This is a genomic window from Candidatus Zixiibacteriota bacterium, from assembly GCA_014728145.1.
Taxonomy (GTDB): Bacteria; Zixibacteria; MSB-5A5; order JAABVY01; family JAABVY01; genus WJMC01.
Map to the genome: position 1 here is coordinate 19,224 of WJMC01000149.1, position 16,530 is coordinate 35,753.

At 49.5% G+C, this 16,530-nt stretch carries 12 protein-coding genes; 9 read left to right on the plus strand and 3 right to left on the minus strand.

The window, feature by feature from the left end; genetic code table 11:
• Positions 1-46 precede the first annotated feature (46 nt).
• Positions 47-925 (minus strand): PhzF family phenazine biosynthesis isomerase, encoded by an 879-nt coding sequence (locus tag GF404_08920; GenBank protein ID MBD3382304.1) that lies wholly within the window; start codon positions 923-925, stop codon positions 47-49.
• A gap of 83 nt (positions 926-1,008) precedes the next feature.
• On the opposite strand from GF404_08920, the gene GF404_08925 reads away from it, so the two are divergent.
• Positions 1,009-1,632 carry a methyltransferase domain-containing protein gene (locus tag GF404_08925; protein MBD3382305.1) on the plus strand — a complete coding sequence of 208 codons (624 nt, stop codon included), beginning with the start codon at positions 1,009-1,011 and terminating at the stop codon, positions 1,630-1,632.
• Here GF404_08925 and GF404_08930 read toward each other — a convergent pair.
• Entirely contained in the window at positions 1,615-5,292 is a 3,678-nt protein-coding gene (locus GF404_08930) for a PAS domain S-box protein (GenBank protein MBD3382306.1), read from the minus strand. The two genes, GF404_08925 and GF404_08930, sit on opposite strands and share 18 nt — an antisense overlap.
• Before the next feature lie 760 nt (positions 5,293-6,052).
• Here GF404_08930 and GF404_08935 point away from each other — a divergent pair.
• Positions 6,053-6,427 (plus strand): hypothetical protein, encoded by a 375-nt coding sequence (locus GF404_08935; GenBank protein ID MBD3382307.1) that lies wholly within the window; start codon positions 6,053-6,055, stop codon positions 6,425-6,427.
• 123 nt (positions 6,428-6,550) lie between these two features.
• Here GF404_08935 and GF404_08940 read toward each other — a convergent pair whose 3' ends face one another.
• Positions 6,551-7,744, minus strand: coding sequence for a hypothetical protein (locus tag GF404_08940; GenBank protein ID MBD3382308.1), 1,194 nt, complete (start codon positions 7,742-7,744; stop codon positions 6,551-6,553).
• Between the two features lie 787 nt (positions 7,745-8,531).
• On the opposite strand from GF404_08940, the gene rsgA reads away from it, so the two are divergent.
• The 7 genes from rsgA to GF404_08975 form a co-directional block, all read left to right on the plus strand.
• Positions 8,532-9,614 carry a ribosome small subunit-dependent GTPase A gene (gene rsgA, locus GF404_08945; GenBank protein ID MBD3382309.1) on the plus strand — a complete coding sequence of 361 codons (1,083 nt, stop codon included), beginning with the start codon at positions 8,532-8,534 and terminating at the stop codon, positions 9,612-9,614.
• A 96-nt stretch (positions 9,615-9,710) separates the two neighbouring features.
• On the plus strand, positions 9,711-10,682 hold the full coding sequence (locus GF404_08950; protein ID MBD3382310.1) for a GNAT family N-acetyltransferase: 972 nt from the start codon (positions 9,711-9,713) through the stop codon (positions 10,680-10,682).
• A gap of 547 nt (positions 10,683-11,229) precedes the next feature.
• Positions 11,230-11,910, plus strand: coding sequence for an FAD-dependent thymidylate synthase (thyX, locus tag GF404_08955; GenBank protein MBD3382311.1), 681 nt, complete (start codon positions 11,230-11,232; stop codon positions 11,908-11,910).
• A 20-nt stretch (positions 11,911-11,930) separates the two neighbouring features.
• Positions 11,931-14,207, plus strand: a complete 2,277-nt coding sequence (locus tag GF404_08960; GenBank protein ID MBD3382312.1) for a vitamin B12-dependent ribonucleotide reductase — start codon at positions 11,931-11,933, stop codon at positions 14,205-14,207.
• A gap of 24 nt (positions 14,208-14,231) precedes the next feature.
• Positions 14,232-14,840: a hypothetical protein gene (locus GF404_08965; GenBank protein ID MBD3382313.1), complete on the plus strand. Its 609-nt coding sequence runs from the start codon at positions 14,232-14,234 to the stop codon at positions 14,838-14,840.
• The gene (locus GF404_08970; GenBank protein MBD3382314.1) at positions 14,841-15,578 is read left to right on the plus strand and encodes a hypothetical protein; all 738 of its coding nucleotides are present in this window, start codon (positions 14,841-14,843) and stop codon (positions 15,576-15,578) included.
• Between the two features lie 314 nt (positions 15,579-15,892).
• The coding region (locus tag GF404_08975) for a hypothetical protein (protein ID MBD3382315.1) at positions 15,893-16,530 on the plus strand (638 nt) is incomplete at its 3' end.

Here is a 16,530-nt window from a genome sequence, read left to right on the forward strand (position 1 = left end):
GATAACATTAATTACAACTCGGTTTTTAGTTTATACCGGATCAGTATCAGAGCAGATTTCCTTTCGCTACCAGGATCACTTTGCCACCGACTTCTACCCGGATTTCACTATCTTTGTAAGCAGATCTCAGATACAACAGGGAAGGGCGCTTGATTTCATAGCCCTGCTCGACGCGGATATCGATCTCTTCGGAATCGAAATAATCGTACTTGACCAGATAACCTGCAAGGCACCCGTTGGCCGAACCAGTAGCCGGATCCTCCGGGACACCGTAGTAGTCAGCGAACATACGCACGTTCAGGTCGTTGTTGTCAGTGTATGTTTCCGGACAGAAGAGCAGGATCGCCCTGCCTTCCAGTTCATCCACCATCGACATGAATTTAGAGAGATTGATATGTGCCCGTTTGATAGCTTGCAGTGATTTCAAGGGCGCAATAATAAACGGCGTACCAGTCGAGACTTCCTGAACCGGGAAACGGCTGTCGAGATCCTCGGTGTGCAGGTTGAGACATTCAGCCACCCTGTCGTGGTTGAGCACATGGCGAAAAACAGCCGGATTCTGGCGCATCCAGATCACCTCGCCGTCCGAGCCGAAACTTACCGGAATCTGCCCGGCTTTCAAGTTGAGCTTGATTTCATCACTTTTTACCATCTCCATCTCGTTGCGGATAATGTAAGCTGTTCCCAGTGTCGGGTGGCCGGCAAAGGGGATTTCCTCGGCCGGGGTGAAGATACGTACATCGTAACCGCCCTCGCGTTTATCCTCGGACAGTATGAATGTCGTCTCGGAATAGTTCATCTCGAGCGCGATGGTCTGCATCTCATCGGTTTTCAGATCACCCGCATTGCGAAAAACCGCCAGCTGGTTGCCAGCGTATTTACTTTCAGCGAAGACATCCAGAATGTAGAATTCCAGGTTTTTCATGACGTTCCTCCCACTGCCTGTCTTGATGAAAGTACAACATAATTGTTGCACCTGAAAAGAGCTAACCTATTTTATAAAAATATATGGAAAAGCCCCGAAAAATTGTATCTGCCGGTTATGATAGGATCACGGAGATATACGCGCGCGAGCGTGATCTTTTTGATAATCGGGAAATACTCAAAAAGTTTTCTGATTTCCTTCCTGATCATGCCGAGGTCCTTGATCTCGGATGCGGTTCGGCTTTACCAGTCGGTAGGTATCTCGTTGAATGCGGGTATACTTATACCGGCGTAGATATTTCCTCCTCGATGCTGAAGCTGGCGCGCGAAAACCTGTCTGGTTCAAAGTTTTTCCTGATGGATATCACAGAGCTTGATTTTGAGCCTGAAAGCTTCGATGGTGTGACCGCATTTTATTCAGTTTTTCATGTCGAACGAAATCTTCACGATCGCCTGTTCACCAGCCTGCATACGATCTTGAAGCCGGGGGGATGCATACTTTTCAGCCTGGGTAACAGCGACTGGGAAGGGGTGGAGGATTTCCACGGAGTACCGATGTTCTTCAGTCACTATGAACCGTATTATTACATAAATCTAATGAATAGGCTGGAATTCGAGATCGAGTACCAGCAGGAAATTGAGCAGAACGGTGAGACCCATTTCTGGATCATTGCCCGCAAGAAACAGCTTCTACTTTTTGATTTCTGAATTTTGTTTGCGATCGAGTACTTCCCTGACAGCAGTTGCCAGAGATTTAAGTGTGAGAGGCTTGCGCACATAGGCCCCGGCTCCGAGCTTTAGTGCGACTTCGGCCCGGACGCGGTCGGAATAACCGGACACAATTATAGCTTTTTGCGAGGGGTTGATTTGAAGCGCGCGCCTGAAAGTCTCAGCGCCGTCAATTCCGGGCGGCATGATCAAATCCAGTGCCAGAAGATCGAACGAATGTTCACCCAGGAGCTTGAGTGCATCTTCCCCGGAAGGGGACACGGTTACTTTATAGCCCAGTTTTTCTAAAAGCCTGAGTGTGACATCGCGCTGGATTTCATCATCATCGACTACCAGCACCAACTCACTGCCACCGGGGATATCATCGTCTCTATCTAGTTCTTTGGTTTCCCTTGTGATCGGCAGGTAGATGTAAAAACTGGTGCCTTTACCAACTTCGCTTTTCAGGTCGATGAATCCATTATGATCCTGGATTACAGCGTGAACTACACTCAGTCCGAGGCCCGAGCCACGTTTTTTGTCGGCTGTTTTCGTAGAAAAGAATGGATCAAAAATGTTGTTGATAATATCCGCCGCAATCCCGCATCCGGTATCGGAAATGGTCAGCTTGACGTATTCACCACGAGGCACTTTGCCATACTTCTTGGAAATATCCTCTGCATAGTAGTTTTCGGTTTTGATCGTCAGACAGCCTATCTCCTGCATCGAATCCAGAGCGTTGGAAGTCAGGTTTGATATAACCCTGGTGATCTGAGATTTACCGCCCTTGATATTCATCAGCTTGCTGTCGAGCTCTTTTTCGACTGAAATGGTATCCGGCAACGGATATACCTGACCGATTACATCGAGAACGACCTCATTGAGGTTGAGAGGTTCCTGGATATAATGCGCGCGCCGTCCCAATGTCAAAAGCTGTTGATTAATCTCGGCCATATGCTGGGCGGCCTTTTCCATATCATCGAGAAATTTTGTGCCTGAACTACCCAGGGGCAAAGACTCCCGTACAAAACCGGGGTAGGCGATCATCGGACCCAGCAGGTTGTTAAAATCATGGGCTACCTGCCCGGCGATCTTGCCGGCTGTTTCGAGTCTCTGGGCACGGGAAGCGATCTCCTGCAGTTTGCGGGTCTCGGTGATATCCATCATGGCCGCCACGGTTCCGATAAAACCACCCCGCCTGTTAAAGCGTGGTGTAACCGAAATCAGCACGATACGCTGATTATCCCGGATCGTTTTGAGCCTGAGCTCGTACTGAGAGCTGTGACCTTCCTTGCGCATCAAAGTCTGTGCTTCGACCATGTCGATCTGGTCAGCAGGAATGAAGCGGATGAAATTCTCGCCGATAAGTTCAGAAATCGAGTCTGCCTCCAGAATTTTGGCGAAGGCAGGATTGCAGAACTGAATGATTTCGTCTTCATCGAGCATGACCATCCCTTCCATGACCGAGTGGAACAGCTCATGGTAGCGCATCTCCGATTCCCGGAGCGCTTCCTCGATCTGCTTGCGGTCGCTGATGTCGCGGTCGATGCAGTTGTAGCCGATAATTTTCCCGGTCTCGTCACGTGTTGCGACCATGCGTGACAATATCCAGTGCCAGTGACCACGCTTGTCGCGAATTCGATACTCAGTTTCAAACGAGGGTACACCTTCGGGATGCCTGCTGAAAAACTCCTCTGCCGTCTTGACATCTTCCGGGTGTACTATCTTACGCCAGAGTTGGGGATCTTTGTTGAACTCCTCTATTGTATAGCCTGTAATTTTAGCATTGGCTTCGTTCAAGAGCGCCAGCGAACCATCCAGTCCCTGAAAATACACCATGTCATCGACATTCTGGATGAAACTCGTAACTCTCTCCTCAGCCTGAAGCCTCTCCTTTTCAGCCTGAATCCGTCCAATCACCCTTCCCAGTTGACCGACTATGGCTTCCAGGGCGTGACGATTGCTGCGCGGGATTGAGTGGATGCTGTGGGAACTGAAATTGATCAGGCCTGACGCACGCCCGTCATGCGTAACCGGCAGAACCGCGACCCAGGTTAGGCCTTCACGCTTTTCTTCTGTGCTGAATGTATCTTCAAGCTGAGGTTTACTATAATAAACCGATTTTCCCATCTTAGCCAGCCGGGCTCGATTGGAATCTGCATCGAAATAGCTGTTGGCTTGCACAAATTCTGCGGATATCCCACGCTGGTACACAAGTTGCAGATCACCCGTTTTGTCATCGATTATATAGAAGCCACCGCTGTCAATACCCCGGATTTTAAAAGCGCTGTCGAAGACCGCCTTGTATGAATTTTCGAGACTGCTGAGAGCGCTCAGCTTGACACTCAAATCCCGTTGCAGGCGCAAAAGCATTTCCGCGTTTTTACGATCGGTGATGTCAACCACAGAGGCCTGAGTCGCGGGACGACCGCGGTAGATAATCCGGGAAGCAAAGTTCTCCAGATATATGACTGAACCATCCGGACGCAACGCTCGATATTCATAGTGGCTGGGTTGTTTTTCGCCCCGCTCACGACCGTTGATTATCCTGCGAATTCTTTCGCGGTCTTCCGGATGCAGTAAGTTGATATTTTCCTCAGGAGTCATGGCGCACAGTTCGCTGGCGGTTCGACCGAAGATTTCGCACAGACGGGGATTGACGAATTTAATCACGCCTTGCTGGTGAATCATGTAACCGTGCAGGCTGTTTTCGATCGCCTGGGTGTAGATTTCCTCCGCCTGTCTGCGAACCAGCGCGTTGCCCAGCAGGTCGGCGCAGATCTTCAAGTAACGGATCGAATCTTCTTCCCAGCGCTGTTTCCGCCGGACTGTGTCCAATCTCAGAAAACCGATCATATCATCTTCTGAAATCAGGGGCACCATCAGAGCTGATTTTACATTCTGAGCTGCAAGATGATCATATTCATTTTTGGCTGTTTCAGGCAATTCATCCAGGCTGTTGATCACCAGGGTCTCTTTGTTTTCGACATATTTCAAATAGTAAGGGAAGCTGTCAATATGGATTCCCTGGACCTGGTCAATCAGGGGGGAAAAACCATCCTGGGTCCATTCATGGGTACAGTCCACGATGGTGCCGTCATCTCGAAACAGGTTTATGTATGTATGATCGACTGCAAAGTATTTGCCGATCTCGCGCAGGGCGATGTTAATGGTTTTATCGATTGTGCTGTAAGTCAGGTTAATCATCCGGCTGGAAAGATCCGCCAGCATCATTTCGAAATCCCGGCGACGGCGAAGTTCGGCGCGCAGATCATACTCCTGCGTGCAATCACGAATTCCGACTACGATCAGCTCTTGTGAGAGTTCATTCGCGACAGCAACCGGAGTTATCTCGAGCATACGCTGGTTGCGGCCGTCATTGCGCAGGTTGATATGCTGATTTTCAGTTAGCAGTTTCGAGCTCATCTCTTCAATACTGATTCGATTTGAAGATAGATCATGCAGAATCTGAAACAGGTTAGCCTGATAAATTGAAGAGCTGTCATCGAGATGTAGAAATGTCCGCAGGCCAGGATCAACAGTTACTATCGTGCCGTCTTTTTTACAGACACACATTCTCCAGCCGAAGTTGTTAAAAGCCGACCGGTACAGCTTTGCTATACGGCTGGCTTCAGTTGTCAAGTTTGAATTAGTAGACATCTGTCATTTACCGTGGGTGGTCCCGTCTGTTAACTTACATCAATATAAATGAATCCTAAAATGAGCACAAGATAGCAATAACTGTTTTTCAAATTCATTTAACGTTTCGGTAAGCTAATCCTTACAATCTGATTACGTAACATGTTCTTAAATGGCGTCTAATATATGATTATCGGCACTTCTCTTTAAATATTTGTCGGAAAGCCTTATAGAAAGATATTGCAGTAATTCAAAAACAATGTCTGGATTTTTACATGATTACCTTTCGGCGAATGAGCCATCAGTATAGCACATTGCATTGCCGTGCAGGGCATTGCAGTTCAAAATCTGCGAGTAAGGTCACTTTTCCATGACAGTCCCGGTGAATCGGTTTGTCCCTGAGGGTTTCCCCAATTTCAGCTATAAGCCTGTCACACCCACGGGTGAAATGCTCGGAAAATCCGGGGTCACCCACTGGTTTCTCGTCAGTTACGACCTCCCTTTTGAGCACTCGCTATCTCACTTAAAGACCGCTGTACAACGAATTACGAAAAAAACGAGCTTTTCCGATGACCTCACAGCAGTCATTTTTGAGGTCTCTTAGTAATGCCATTTTTCCCCCTTTTTGAGTCTGAATTGACCCCCTGGTAGGTCAAAATCAGCCTCTAAATAATGTGTCCGATTTTTTCCATTTTACGTTATTTAATATAGAATGAGGCAGAAAACCTCCCGGCGCGAACGGGACATCGCGCTGAATGTGTAAACCTACTTAGGGGGCCTTATGAACCTGCAGGAAGTCAAGTTGTCCTTTACCAACACGCCCGAGAATTTCGAGTTGGTACCGGACTGCCTGGTTGCAATTTTCGATCGGGCCGGAATAGCTTTTGACGACAGTCGGCAGCTTCTGGTACTGATCGACAAGCTGATCAGCGAGCGCAGTACGACCTACGATCTCAACCATCACGAACTGGCCGAGATCCTGGTTTCGCTCGAAAGCGGACAGCTCACACTCAGTATCTCTCTGCGCGGAAGGGTCTTTTCCTCCGGAAAAAAGGAGATGCTGATTGAGATCTTTCGAGAAGTCTGCGACACTTGCCTGATTTCATCCGAACCGGGAGCGGAGGTGATTGTGATCAGCAAAGTACTGAATAAGTAGGATTTGATGCGGGGGAGCGCAGATATATAAACGCAGTCGGCCGGATCCAACATTCCGGCCGACTGCCATCGATAGGGTAATACAGAGAATCGCAAATTCCCGTCTTTATAAAACCGCAGCTATCTAAAAGTTAAATATCAATGATGTCTGGGCGCGCAGGTTGGAGACTTCGTCGAAACTGTCAGCACCCTGCTTGTATTCCGTGGTCCAGTGCGAAAGCTCAAAACCGATCGCGGCCTGGGGAATAATCGCGTACTTGATATTGCCGAATATGCTCAGGTTCTGGGAGCGATCACCGACCGAAACGTCATCGGAATCCGGATTGTCCAGGCCGGCACCAGCTGAAAGCTTGACTTTGGGCGAAACCTGGGCCCACAATGAGCCCCATCCGCCGAAGCTCTGGACACCGTCGATGGTGCTGTTGTTGAGAATACCGCCCATATAGGACTGCATATTCTGACCGCTGTAAACTTCGCCAGACAGACCGAAGCCGTTTTGGGAAGCGAACATAAAGTGACCGACGACCGCCCAGCTTTCGTAGTCCTGGTTGTTGCCCTGGTTGGTTTCGGCCTTAAGTGTGCCGTAGAGACCGGAAACACCGACTCTCATATTGCTGTTTGTGAACTCGCTCTGGACATCGAGACGGCCCTGGAAAGTCGGGATACCGGCATCAGTACCGTCATCGGAGCCCTCGGAGGTCTCGCCCGCGGCCAGAGTGAAAGTCGGGGTCAGGTCACTGCCGATAGTCCGGAAGAAACCGCCCGCCATGGTGACATCGGTGCTCTGCCCGGCCTCGAAAGTATGCCACAGGCTTACTTGCGGACGACGGTAACCGGTGTTACCGCATCCCCACAAAACCGGGTAGTTGAATGTCGACGGATTCAGAGGTGAGATCAGGTCCCAGGTCTGTCCGGCCATTAGCTTGGTGTTGCCGAACTGTATCGAAAAGTAGGCATGGCGCAACTGGAGCATCGGCTTGTTCTGGGCAACTGTTCCACCGGATACGCCGGCATACAGGTCGAACTCGATGTTGCCATTGACGGCAGTATTGTTATCAGGCTGACCATTGAGCTTGACACCGAAACGGGTCTGGTTGGCGGTCATATTGAATTGTTCGTCATCCTCACCGTACTCCTGCGGATTGACCCACATCGAGAAATTGCCGTGGCTGGTGAGGTTTTGATCATAGGAACCGTCCAGCTTGATATAACCGTACCAGTTCAGGTCATAATCCTGCTTGTCACCGGCAAATGCCGAAGCGCACAACCCCAGGCTGAATACAGCCAGCATGAAAACTGTTAATACGTTCCTCTTCATTTTCATATCTCCTTTTTACAAAAATAATGTGCGTTGACATAAATTCGATCAGTAACCTGCGATAATCCCTCCTTTTTACGCGGTCGGAAATTAGACTATACTAATTACATTCTGCTGTTTGAGAATCTCGTACGTTTCGTCAGCACCCGAACCGGCTCAAGACGACTGCGCCTGTGAGCGAGGCGGTCGATAAGCCTGCGGATATTGAGGACAAGGATTTTAATAGATATTGTGATATTCGCGGTGATCATCTTGTCCATCTCCCTTTCAACTATTAATGATGTGGTACTAAAATATTATCATCTCTGCCTCAACCGAACGGAACTTCATGCAAAATATTACCCGATGTGGTTCAAGGCATTATGTTGCTGTTCTTATCGGTTCAGTATCAGGGATTTTTAGTCAATCTCTTCAAGGTGCGCATTTTTCGGACACCTGCGGTTACCATCGGCTCATGTTACATTGAATCGGTTTCGGGATGAAACGTAAAAAATGTCCTTGCTCGAAATTTAATGAAACTTTATATTTACTCCGCGTAAATACTTGTAATTGTTGATTTACCGAGAGGAGGCGTGATTTTATGTTGAAAGATGCTGTGCAGAGAGATGGAACAGTCATGCCTCGGATCGGAAGTTGATCAAATAATCATCTTTTTTTAAAACCAATCCTCAACTATTTCGACCGCGTCGCGACTGTTTCTTAATAGTCCAGTAGTGCGGGTAGTGTTTTACTACCGCATATATTCAAATAACAATAGACAAGAGCATAATTTACGAGGTTGTATAAAATGCAATTAAGTGAACTCGGATATAGTAACAATTTCAGGGATATGTTTCACGATTACGAAGATGGCGATCACTTCCCGGGACGGGTAAGCGGTCAGGAACGTCGTCAATACCGCCTGATGTGCGAGCAAGGCGAGATGCCCGCGGTTGCGGCCGGCAGGTTGTATCATAAAGCAGATGATCCCGAGGGCTTGCCGGCAGTGGGTGACTGGACAGTTTGCCGCAAGAGCGATGCCGGCGACCTGGCAGTGATTGAGAAAGTGCTGCCGCGTGCCAGCAGTATCCAGCGCAAGTCTGCCGGCCAGGAAACCATAAGGCAGGTGCTGGCGGCCAATGTCGATGTGGTTTTTCTGGTCAGCGGGCTCGACAACGATTTTAACCTGCGCCGCATTGAACGTTTTTTGACTTTGTCTTGGGAAAGCGGGGCTCGCCCGGTGATTGTGCTGAATAAAATCGACCTGCACGAGGATATCTCGTCTTTTATAGATTCAGTCGAGTCGATTGCTTACGGTCTCCCGCTTCTCAAAGTCAGCGCGCTCAATGGTGTCGGTGTCGACGGTCTGCATGAATTCCTGGCAGATGGCTTAACCGGGGTCTTCTTGGGCTCCTCGGGAGTCGGGAAGTCCTCATTGATCAATCACCTGCTGGGCGAAAACCGCCAGCTGGTGCATGAGGTTCGCGAAGACGACCAGCGTGGACGTCACACCACCACCAGCCGTAACCTTCTGATGTTGCCCGGTGGCGGGCTGGTTATAGACACTCCCGGATTGCGGGAAATTCAGCTCTGGAACAGCCCCGAAGGTCTGAAACGGAGTTTCGATGATATCGAGCAACTGGCCCTGGGCTGTCGATTCAATGACTGCGCTCACGAAGACGAGCCGGGATGCGCGGTCAGGGAGGCGATTGAAACGGGTGAACTCGACCGGTCACGGCTTCAGAGTTACCGCAAGCTCCAAAAGGAGCAGGCCTATCTCGAACGCAAACAGGACAGCCGTGCCTCCCGCCAGGCCTCGCGTGAGTTCCACCGCAAGGTCAGGACCTTTCATAAGCAGATGAAAGATCTTCGCAAACGCGGGCTGGCCTGAATGGTTTCGAGATAAATCAGTTGAAAACTGATAATTGCTCTGGCCAAAGCGTAGATAATTAATTATATTGCAGGTTCAATATATGTTTAACCTGCAATGTTTTTGGCTGTGAATGATTTATTAAAACAACTCGGAGCGTTAGCGTTTGCCACCCGGCTGAAACGTCTGGCGGAATCCCTGCAACGCGATGCATCGAAAATCTACCATTCGCTCGATGTCGCTTTTGAAGCGCGCTGGTTTGTGGTGGTGTATGCTCTCAGCAAAAAATCACCCCGGTCGGTGACCGAGATCGCGGAAGCTGTCGGATTGACACATCCGGCAGTCAACCAGATCGCGGGCGAACTCGCTCGCCACAAGCTGATCACCTCCCGCCAGGATCGCAAAGATGAGAGGCGGCGACTGCTTGCTCTTTCAAAAAAAGGCAGGCGTATGGCATCAGATCTCCAGGAGATCTGGGACGATATCGAAGAAGTCACCGGTAGCTTGATAAAAGACTGCGGTGTCGACCTATTGAGTGGAATAGAACAGATTGAAATCAGTCTGGCCGAAAAGTCGATCTATTCGCGGGTAAGGGAACGCTTGCGAAAAAAACTGGCCGATAAAATCGAAATCCTGACCTACCGTCCGTATTTGAAGAAATACTTCAAATCTATCAACGAGGAATGGCTCCAATCCCATTTCAAAATAGAGGATCGGGATCGGCGGATATTGTCAGATCCAAACCGATTGATCATCAAAAAGGGTGGCCAGGTGCTGTTTGCCCGTCGCGAAAATAAAATCATAGGCACGGCGGCGTTGATTCCCTGTGGCGAGAAATGTTTCCAGCTCACCAAGATGGCTGTGCTCGAATCTGCCCGTGGCAAACAGGCGGGCCGTAGGCTGGCCGAGGAAGCTATCGCCTGCGCTCGTTCAAACCAGGCAGACAAAATCATCCTGCAGACCAGCACCAAGCTCAAAGCAGCGCTCAATCTCTATCGCAGTCTCGGCTTCGAGAAGGTCAATTCCGACAAATACGATCTGCCACGTTATCGCAGGCGTACGATTGTAATGGAGCTCAAGCTTCGCTGAATCCCTGATTCAGATCCGGATCCACACATATCTACCCGCAGGTTGATGTCATTTCTTAATTGTCTGTATTTAAGTGTCCGGAATAGCCTCTGTCGGGTTTATTTGCACATCAGTTAAGCCATTGTATTGTAACGACTTAAGATATCTTCAATATGTACGTATAAATCGTCAATCATCCTGAGCCCGAAGGTCGGGTTTTCACAATTTACCGTTTCTCAACAGGTTAGGATGGCGCTTGGTGATAGTTAGGGTTATGTTATCGAATAGGTACAATATAGTGTGGTTCATAATTCACTGCGATACAATATATTGTGTTTTTGTTTGGATTTTTCCAAAATTTTTCTTGACTAAGGCTTGAACGTCGGTTATTATAATTTCGCTTTTGGCTTTTAAAGTTTTGCTTTAAATGGCGGCTATAACTCGATTTAAGCAATCAAAATATTTTAATATACACATATATATAAAAGGGAAAATTTGCGCTAATTTGTAACACGAGTCTTTAAAATGATTTACAGGGAAGTTCCCTGTTTTAGATTGGTGGGTAATCATGGATGATTATCAGGAAAAGGTTATGCAAGGCACGCGCGAGGCACATCACGAGATAATACTTATGGCGGTTACACCTGCTGGTGAGGATGTGATTGAGCGCGCCTGTCGCACTTGTTATTTATCGTTTCATCGGTACGATCCACCCGCTTCGACCGAGGAGCTGATCAAGAAGGTGATTCGCAAGGGGCATCACTCTGTGCTCGAGCACGCATCGGCTACATTTCGGATCAGGGGCGGATCGAGGGTTTTCACGCATGAGATGGTCCGCCACCGGCTGGCGTCGCCGTCGCAGGAATCGCAGCGCTATGTCAAGTACGGCAAACGCAAGCCGTTCGAGGTCGTGGTTCCACAGACGATCAAGGATGCCGGGTATGCTGACAAGTACCTGGAGCTGGCCGATCAGACTTACCAGCTTTACGAAGAGATGGTAGCTGAGGGGGTGGTTAAAGAGGATGCTCGTTACATCCTGCCGGGCGGAATCACTTCCGAGATAGTGATCACTGCCAATTTCCGCGAGCTACGGCATATCTTCAAGATCCGTTGTGCTGAGAGGGCGCATTGGGAGATCAGGAAGATCTGTCTGGATATGTTGCGGATTATGAAAAAGGAGGCTCCCATAGTGTTTTGGGATTTTGAAATCGACGAGGAAAGCTGTACAGCCAGACAGGTTTCCGAGTAATGGAGGAGGGTTGTTAATTTATGCACGTCGACAAGAAGCTGGGTCTTTCGGAAAATGCCCTGAAAGTGCTGGAACGTCGTTATCTGATCAAGGATGATGAAGGGAAGATCGTTGAAACTCCGGCCGATCTGTTTCGCCGGGTAGCATCGCATATCGCCAAGGCTGAATACCGCTATGGTCTTGAAGATGAGCAGGTTAAGCATATCGAGGAACAGTTTTTTCATGCCATGACGACTCGCTCGTTTATGCCAAATTCGCCTACTCTGATGAACGCCGGCCGTCCGCTGGGACAGCTTTCGGCCTGTTTTGTTCTGCCGGTGGGCGATTCCATGGAAGAGATTTTCGAAACTATCAAACATGCCGCATTGATACATAAGTCCGGTGGCGGTACCGGGTTCGCGTTTTCTCGACTGAGGCCTCGTAATTCCGTGGTAGCGTCTACCCGCGGGGTAGCATCGGGGCCGGTTTCGTTCATGAAGGTCTTCAATGCTGCCACGGAAGCTGTCAAGCAGGGTGGTACCCGACGCGGAGCCAATATGGGGATACTCCGTGTCGATCATCCCGATATAATGGAGTTTATTTCCTGCAAGGACGACCTGACGCAGGTGACGAACTTTAATATATCGGTGGCTGTTACTGATGATTTCATGCAGGCGGTGGAAGAGAAACGTGAGTACGACCTGGTCGATCCGCGTACCCGCAAACCGCTTGTGGTGGAAGGTAAACCGCAGAGACTGGATGCCACTAAAGTATTCGATGAAGTCGTCAAGCATGCCTGGTTGACGGGTGAGCCGGGAGTAGTATTTATCGATCGCATGGATTCGGTCAACCCGACCTCTAAAATCGAGAGGATCGAAGCCACCAATCCCTGCGGTGAACAGCCGTTACCACCGTACGATTCATGCAATCTGGCCTCGGTTAATCTCGGAAATGTGGTCTATGACCCTCTGCCGACTGATTACAATCCTCGTCATCCTGAGAAGGGAATCAACTGGGAGATGCTCCTTGACCTGGTCAAGATGGGGGTTCGATTCCTGGACAATGTAATTGACATGAACAAATACCCGATCCCGGAAATCGAGCAACAGACTCATGCCAACCGCAGGATTGGTCTGGGTGTGATGGGTTGGGCTGATATGCTGGTCAAGCTGGGCCTGCCCTACACTTCCGAAGAGTCTTATGCCCTGGGCGAGAAGGTCATGGAGTTCATCAATACCAAGGGCCATATCCATTCATCGGAGCTGGCCAAAACCCGTGGAAAATTCCCGAACTGGAAAGATTCGGTCTATGCCGAAGAGGGTGTGGCGATGAGAAACGCGACTATCACCACGATCGCCCCGACCGGCACGATCTCGATTATATCCGGATGTTCCTCCGGAATCGAACCGTATTTTGCTGTCAGTTATGTCCGCAATGTGATGGACAACACCAAGCTGATAGAGGTCAATCCGATCTTTGAGGAAATCGCCAAAAAACGCGGTTTCTATTCCCAGGAGCTGATGGAGCAGATTGCCGAATCGAATTCAATCCAGGGTTTCGATGAGATTCCCGAGGATATTAAAAACGTATTTCTGACTTCGGCCGATATCTCCGCCGGGGATCATGTGCGTATGCAGTCAGTTTTCCAGAAAAACTGTGACAGCTCGGTCTCAAAGACTATCAATATGCCCAATGAAGCGACTGAGGACGATGTCCGTACCGCCTACTGGCAGGCGTTCAAGACCGGGTGCAAGGGAATCACGATTTACCGTGACGGAAGTCGCCAGAACCAGGTGCTCTCGACCGGCAAGGGCGACAGCAAAGATGGTCAGCCACAGCCCTCGGGTGAGGAGGTTTCTGCCGGAAGCAAGATCAAGCCGAAGGAGCGCCCGGCCAAGCTGGAGGGCTTCACGGAAAAGATCGTGACCGGTTACGGCAACCTCTATGTCACCATCAACATGCTCGGCAACAAACCGTTTGAAATCTTCGCCCAGATCGGCAAATCGGGCTTTTCCACGATGGCTGACACTGAAGCAATCTGCAGATTAACCTCTTTAGCGCTAAGATCAAACGTCCGAGTTGACGATATAATAGATCAGTTAACCGGTATCGGCGGATCCTCACCGATCTTCCAGGAAGGGGAGATGGTGATGTCGATCCCCGATGCTATTGCCAAAGTTTTGAAAAAGCATTTTGGGAATGGTCATCACAAAGTTGATCGCGATGTGGACATGGAAGCATGTCCCGACTGTGGCGACAGGCTCCATCACGATTCCGGGTGCGTGGTCTGTCCCTCCTGTGGCTTTTCCAAATGCTGATCTGATATCGTCGACAGCGGTGTTATGAGCAAGTATCAACCGCCCGGTCGGCTTTCCAAAGTCACCGGGCCGGATTTCATGATCCAGATCCAGACCGAGTTCGCCTGGTCACCTCACGCCCGGATCACCACATCCGTGATTCTGGATGGTGTTCTGATTCACAAAATCCAGAAGGAGTGGGATTCCCCGCTTGAGACCGATGACGAAAAACAGGCGGTTTCCAAGCTGATCAATAAACAGCACAACGAGGTCGAAAAGATTATCCGCACCAACCAGGACTTTATTCTCGATTACGGTAAACCTAAAAAAAAAGAGACTGACTTCGAAGCCGTACTCAAGATCGACGGTGTCTCGCGCGCATTTTTGCTCTCTGGCGATGGGATTCTGACACCATTTACCGATGAAGAAATCGAAATCGAGAAAGTGCACCTGTTCGAGAACCTGTTCGAACTGGTCGAGTTTCTGGATTTGACCACCAGCCTGGGGGGAATGCAGGAGGGCTTCCTGGTTTTAGATGACGATCGGATCATGATATTCAAGTATAAAGAAAGTTACCTGATTGTAGTCCTGACGCAGTCGGCATCCTCGAAAGATACCGCGCGCAGGGTGATTGATTTCATCAAGGCGGCATAGATGAGTAATCTCTTAAACCAGATCAGAGGTGTTGTCGGAGTTACCGGAGTGGTTCTCTACAAGCGCCAGAGCGGTGATTCCGACGCAATCATGCCGGCCAATTTCGAGGACAACCGCCTGACCGAGTTGAAAGAGAAGTTCACCGGTTTCAGCTACCATCTCAGCGGGGAATCGTCGGTACGGATCAAGCTCTCCAAAGGCTGGGCGATCATCAAGAGTATCGGCCAGTACAGTTTTCTTATCCTGGCGCGGGAGGATCTGAATGTTTCCACCCTCAACCTGGTAATGAAATCGGTAGCCCTGGCACTTCAGCAGGAGACCCCGGCCGAAATCGAAGAATCCGAACCAATCCAGTTTGATTTGCAATCCGTTTTTATCCTGCTTGAGGCGGTCAATATGGTCAGGGTGCATTTCGCCGATTCTCTCTCTCGCTTTCGGATTACACAGCTTCTGCGTGAGACCAAGAGCGAGTTGATGACCGGTTACCCGATATTGAAGCATTTCTCGGTCGACCCCAACGGCGAGGTGATATTGATCAAGGGCTCGGAATCTCAAATCGATGTTTCCATGATCGAGGCGATCGCCCGCTGGCTGGTAGAGTTCAAAAACCGGGTGCGTGCAGAGACCGTGATCGCCGGATTCGATCTGCAGGATATCACCCGCGAGATATCCTTCGACCTGGAGCGGATGCAGTTCTATCGTTTCTTCAAGAAGGCCGTGTCGGCCCAGAAAGTCTGAGTAATCCCCAATAAAAAAAGCCCCGCATGAAGCGGGACTAAATTTTTGAGAAGAGAGAGGGAAGACGGAAAAAACTCCCGTTTAGACACGCTAAAGGGTTTTTATAGCCGTCCGGGTATATTGTCATCGCTACTCCAAAAACGGAGGTCACGGCGCAAGACTCAACCTCAAGAGGGCAACCTTCATAAGATAATTGTTAGAGATTTTTCTTATGCCCTCTCTCGACTCCGCATATAATGTACGAGTGATACAGCCTGAATGCAAGCAATTTTCCTGAACAATCTGGACGATTATCCTAATGTCATTAACATACGATGCATGCCTGTTCAGGCTTTGCGCAGTTTATATGCCACTCATTCTGTTTTACTGAAATTGGGTTAGTTTTGTTTCCTGTTCTTCCTGTTTTGTCAAGCGTCTTGACCAATCCCATTTCTGATCGTATCTTGGTTTTCATGATTGATGACAACGAATTACGGATGCACCTGGTCGAAGTCGGTCGGAGGCTTTACGAAAAAGGCTATATCGCCGGTGCTGACGGCAATTTCTCGGCGCGTGTCGATCGCACGCAGATTATGATCACGCCCTCGGGACTTCCCAAGGGTCGCTTGACCGAGGATCAGCTGGTGCTCTTGCGCTCCGACGGCAGACCGTTATCCGGGGGGCCTAAACCATCGTCGGAATACCGGATGCATTTACTTTTATATGAAAAGATTCCTTCGATCGGTGCGGTTGTTCATGCTCATCCGCCCTTCACCACAGCATTGGCGGCCACTGATCGTGAATTTCGTCTCGACCTTCTGCCGGAGGGGTTACAGGCCTTATCTGACCTGGCTGTTGTCGATTACGCCACTCCCGGAAGCGAGGAACTTCCTGAAAAGATCGCATCCTATCTTCCGCAGGCGCGAATCCTGGTTCTCCGCAATCATGGCGTCACGGCGGTCGGGGAAGACAT

Excerpts from the sequence above, each read along its gene's own strand:
- GF404_08920 (MBD3382304.1), bottom strand. The coding sequence starts at position 925 with ATGAAAAACCTGGAATTCTACATTCTGGATGTCTTCGCTGAAAGTAAA.
- GF404_08925 (MBD3382305.1), top strand. The coding sequence starts at position 1,009 with ATGGAAAAGCCCCGAAAAATTGTATCTGCCGGTTATGATAGGATCACG.
- GF404_08930 (MBD3382306.1), bottom strand. The coding sequence starts at position 5,292 with ATGTCTACTAATTCAAACTTGACAACTGAAGCCAGCCGTATAGCAAAG.
- GF404_08935 (MBD3382307.1), top strand. The coding sequence starts at position 6,053 with ATGAACCTGCAGGAAGTCAAGTTGTCCTTTACCAACACGCCCGAGAAT.
- GF404_08940 (MBD3382308.1), bottom strand. The coding sequence starts at position 7,744 with ATGAAGAGGAACGTATTAACAGTTTTCATGCTGGCTGTATTCAGCCTG.
- rsgA (MBD3382309.1), top strand. The coding sequence starts at position 8,532 with ATGCAATTAAGTGAACTCGGATATAGTAACAATTTCAGGGATATGTTT.
- GF404_08950 (MBD3382310.1), top strand. The coding sequence starts at position 9,711 with ATGTTTTTGGCTGTGAATGATTTATTAAAACAACTCGGAGCGTTAGCG.
- thyX (MBD3382311.1), top strand. The coding sequence starts at position 11,230 with ATGGATGATTATCAGGAAAAGGTTATGCAAGGCACGCGCGAGGCACAT.
- GF404_08960 (MBD3382312.1), top strand. The coding sequence starts at position 11,931 with ATGCACGTCGACAAGAAGCTGGGTCTTTCGGAAAATGCCCTGAAAGTG.
- GF404_08965 (MBD3382313.1), top strand. The coding sequence starts at position 14,232 with ATGAGCAAGTATCAACCGCCCGGTCGGCTTTCCAAAGTCACCGGGCCG.
- GF404_08970 (MBD3382314.1), top strand. The coding sequence starts at position 14,841 with ATGAGTAATCTCTTAAACCAGATCAGAGGTGTTGTCGGAGTTACCGGA.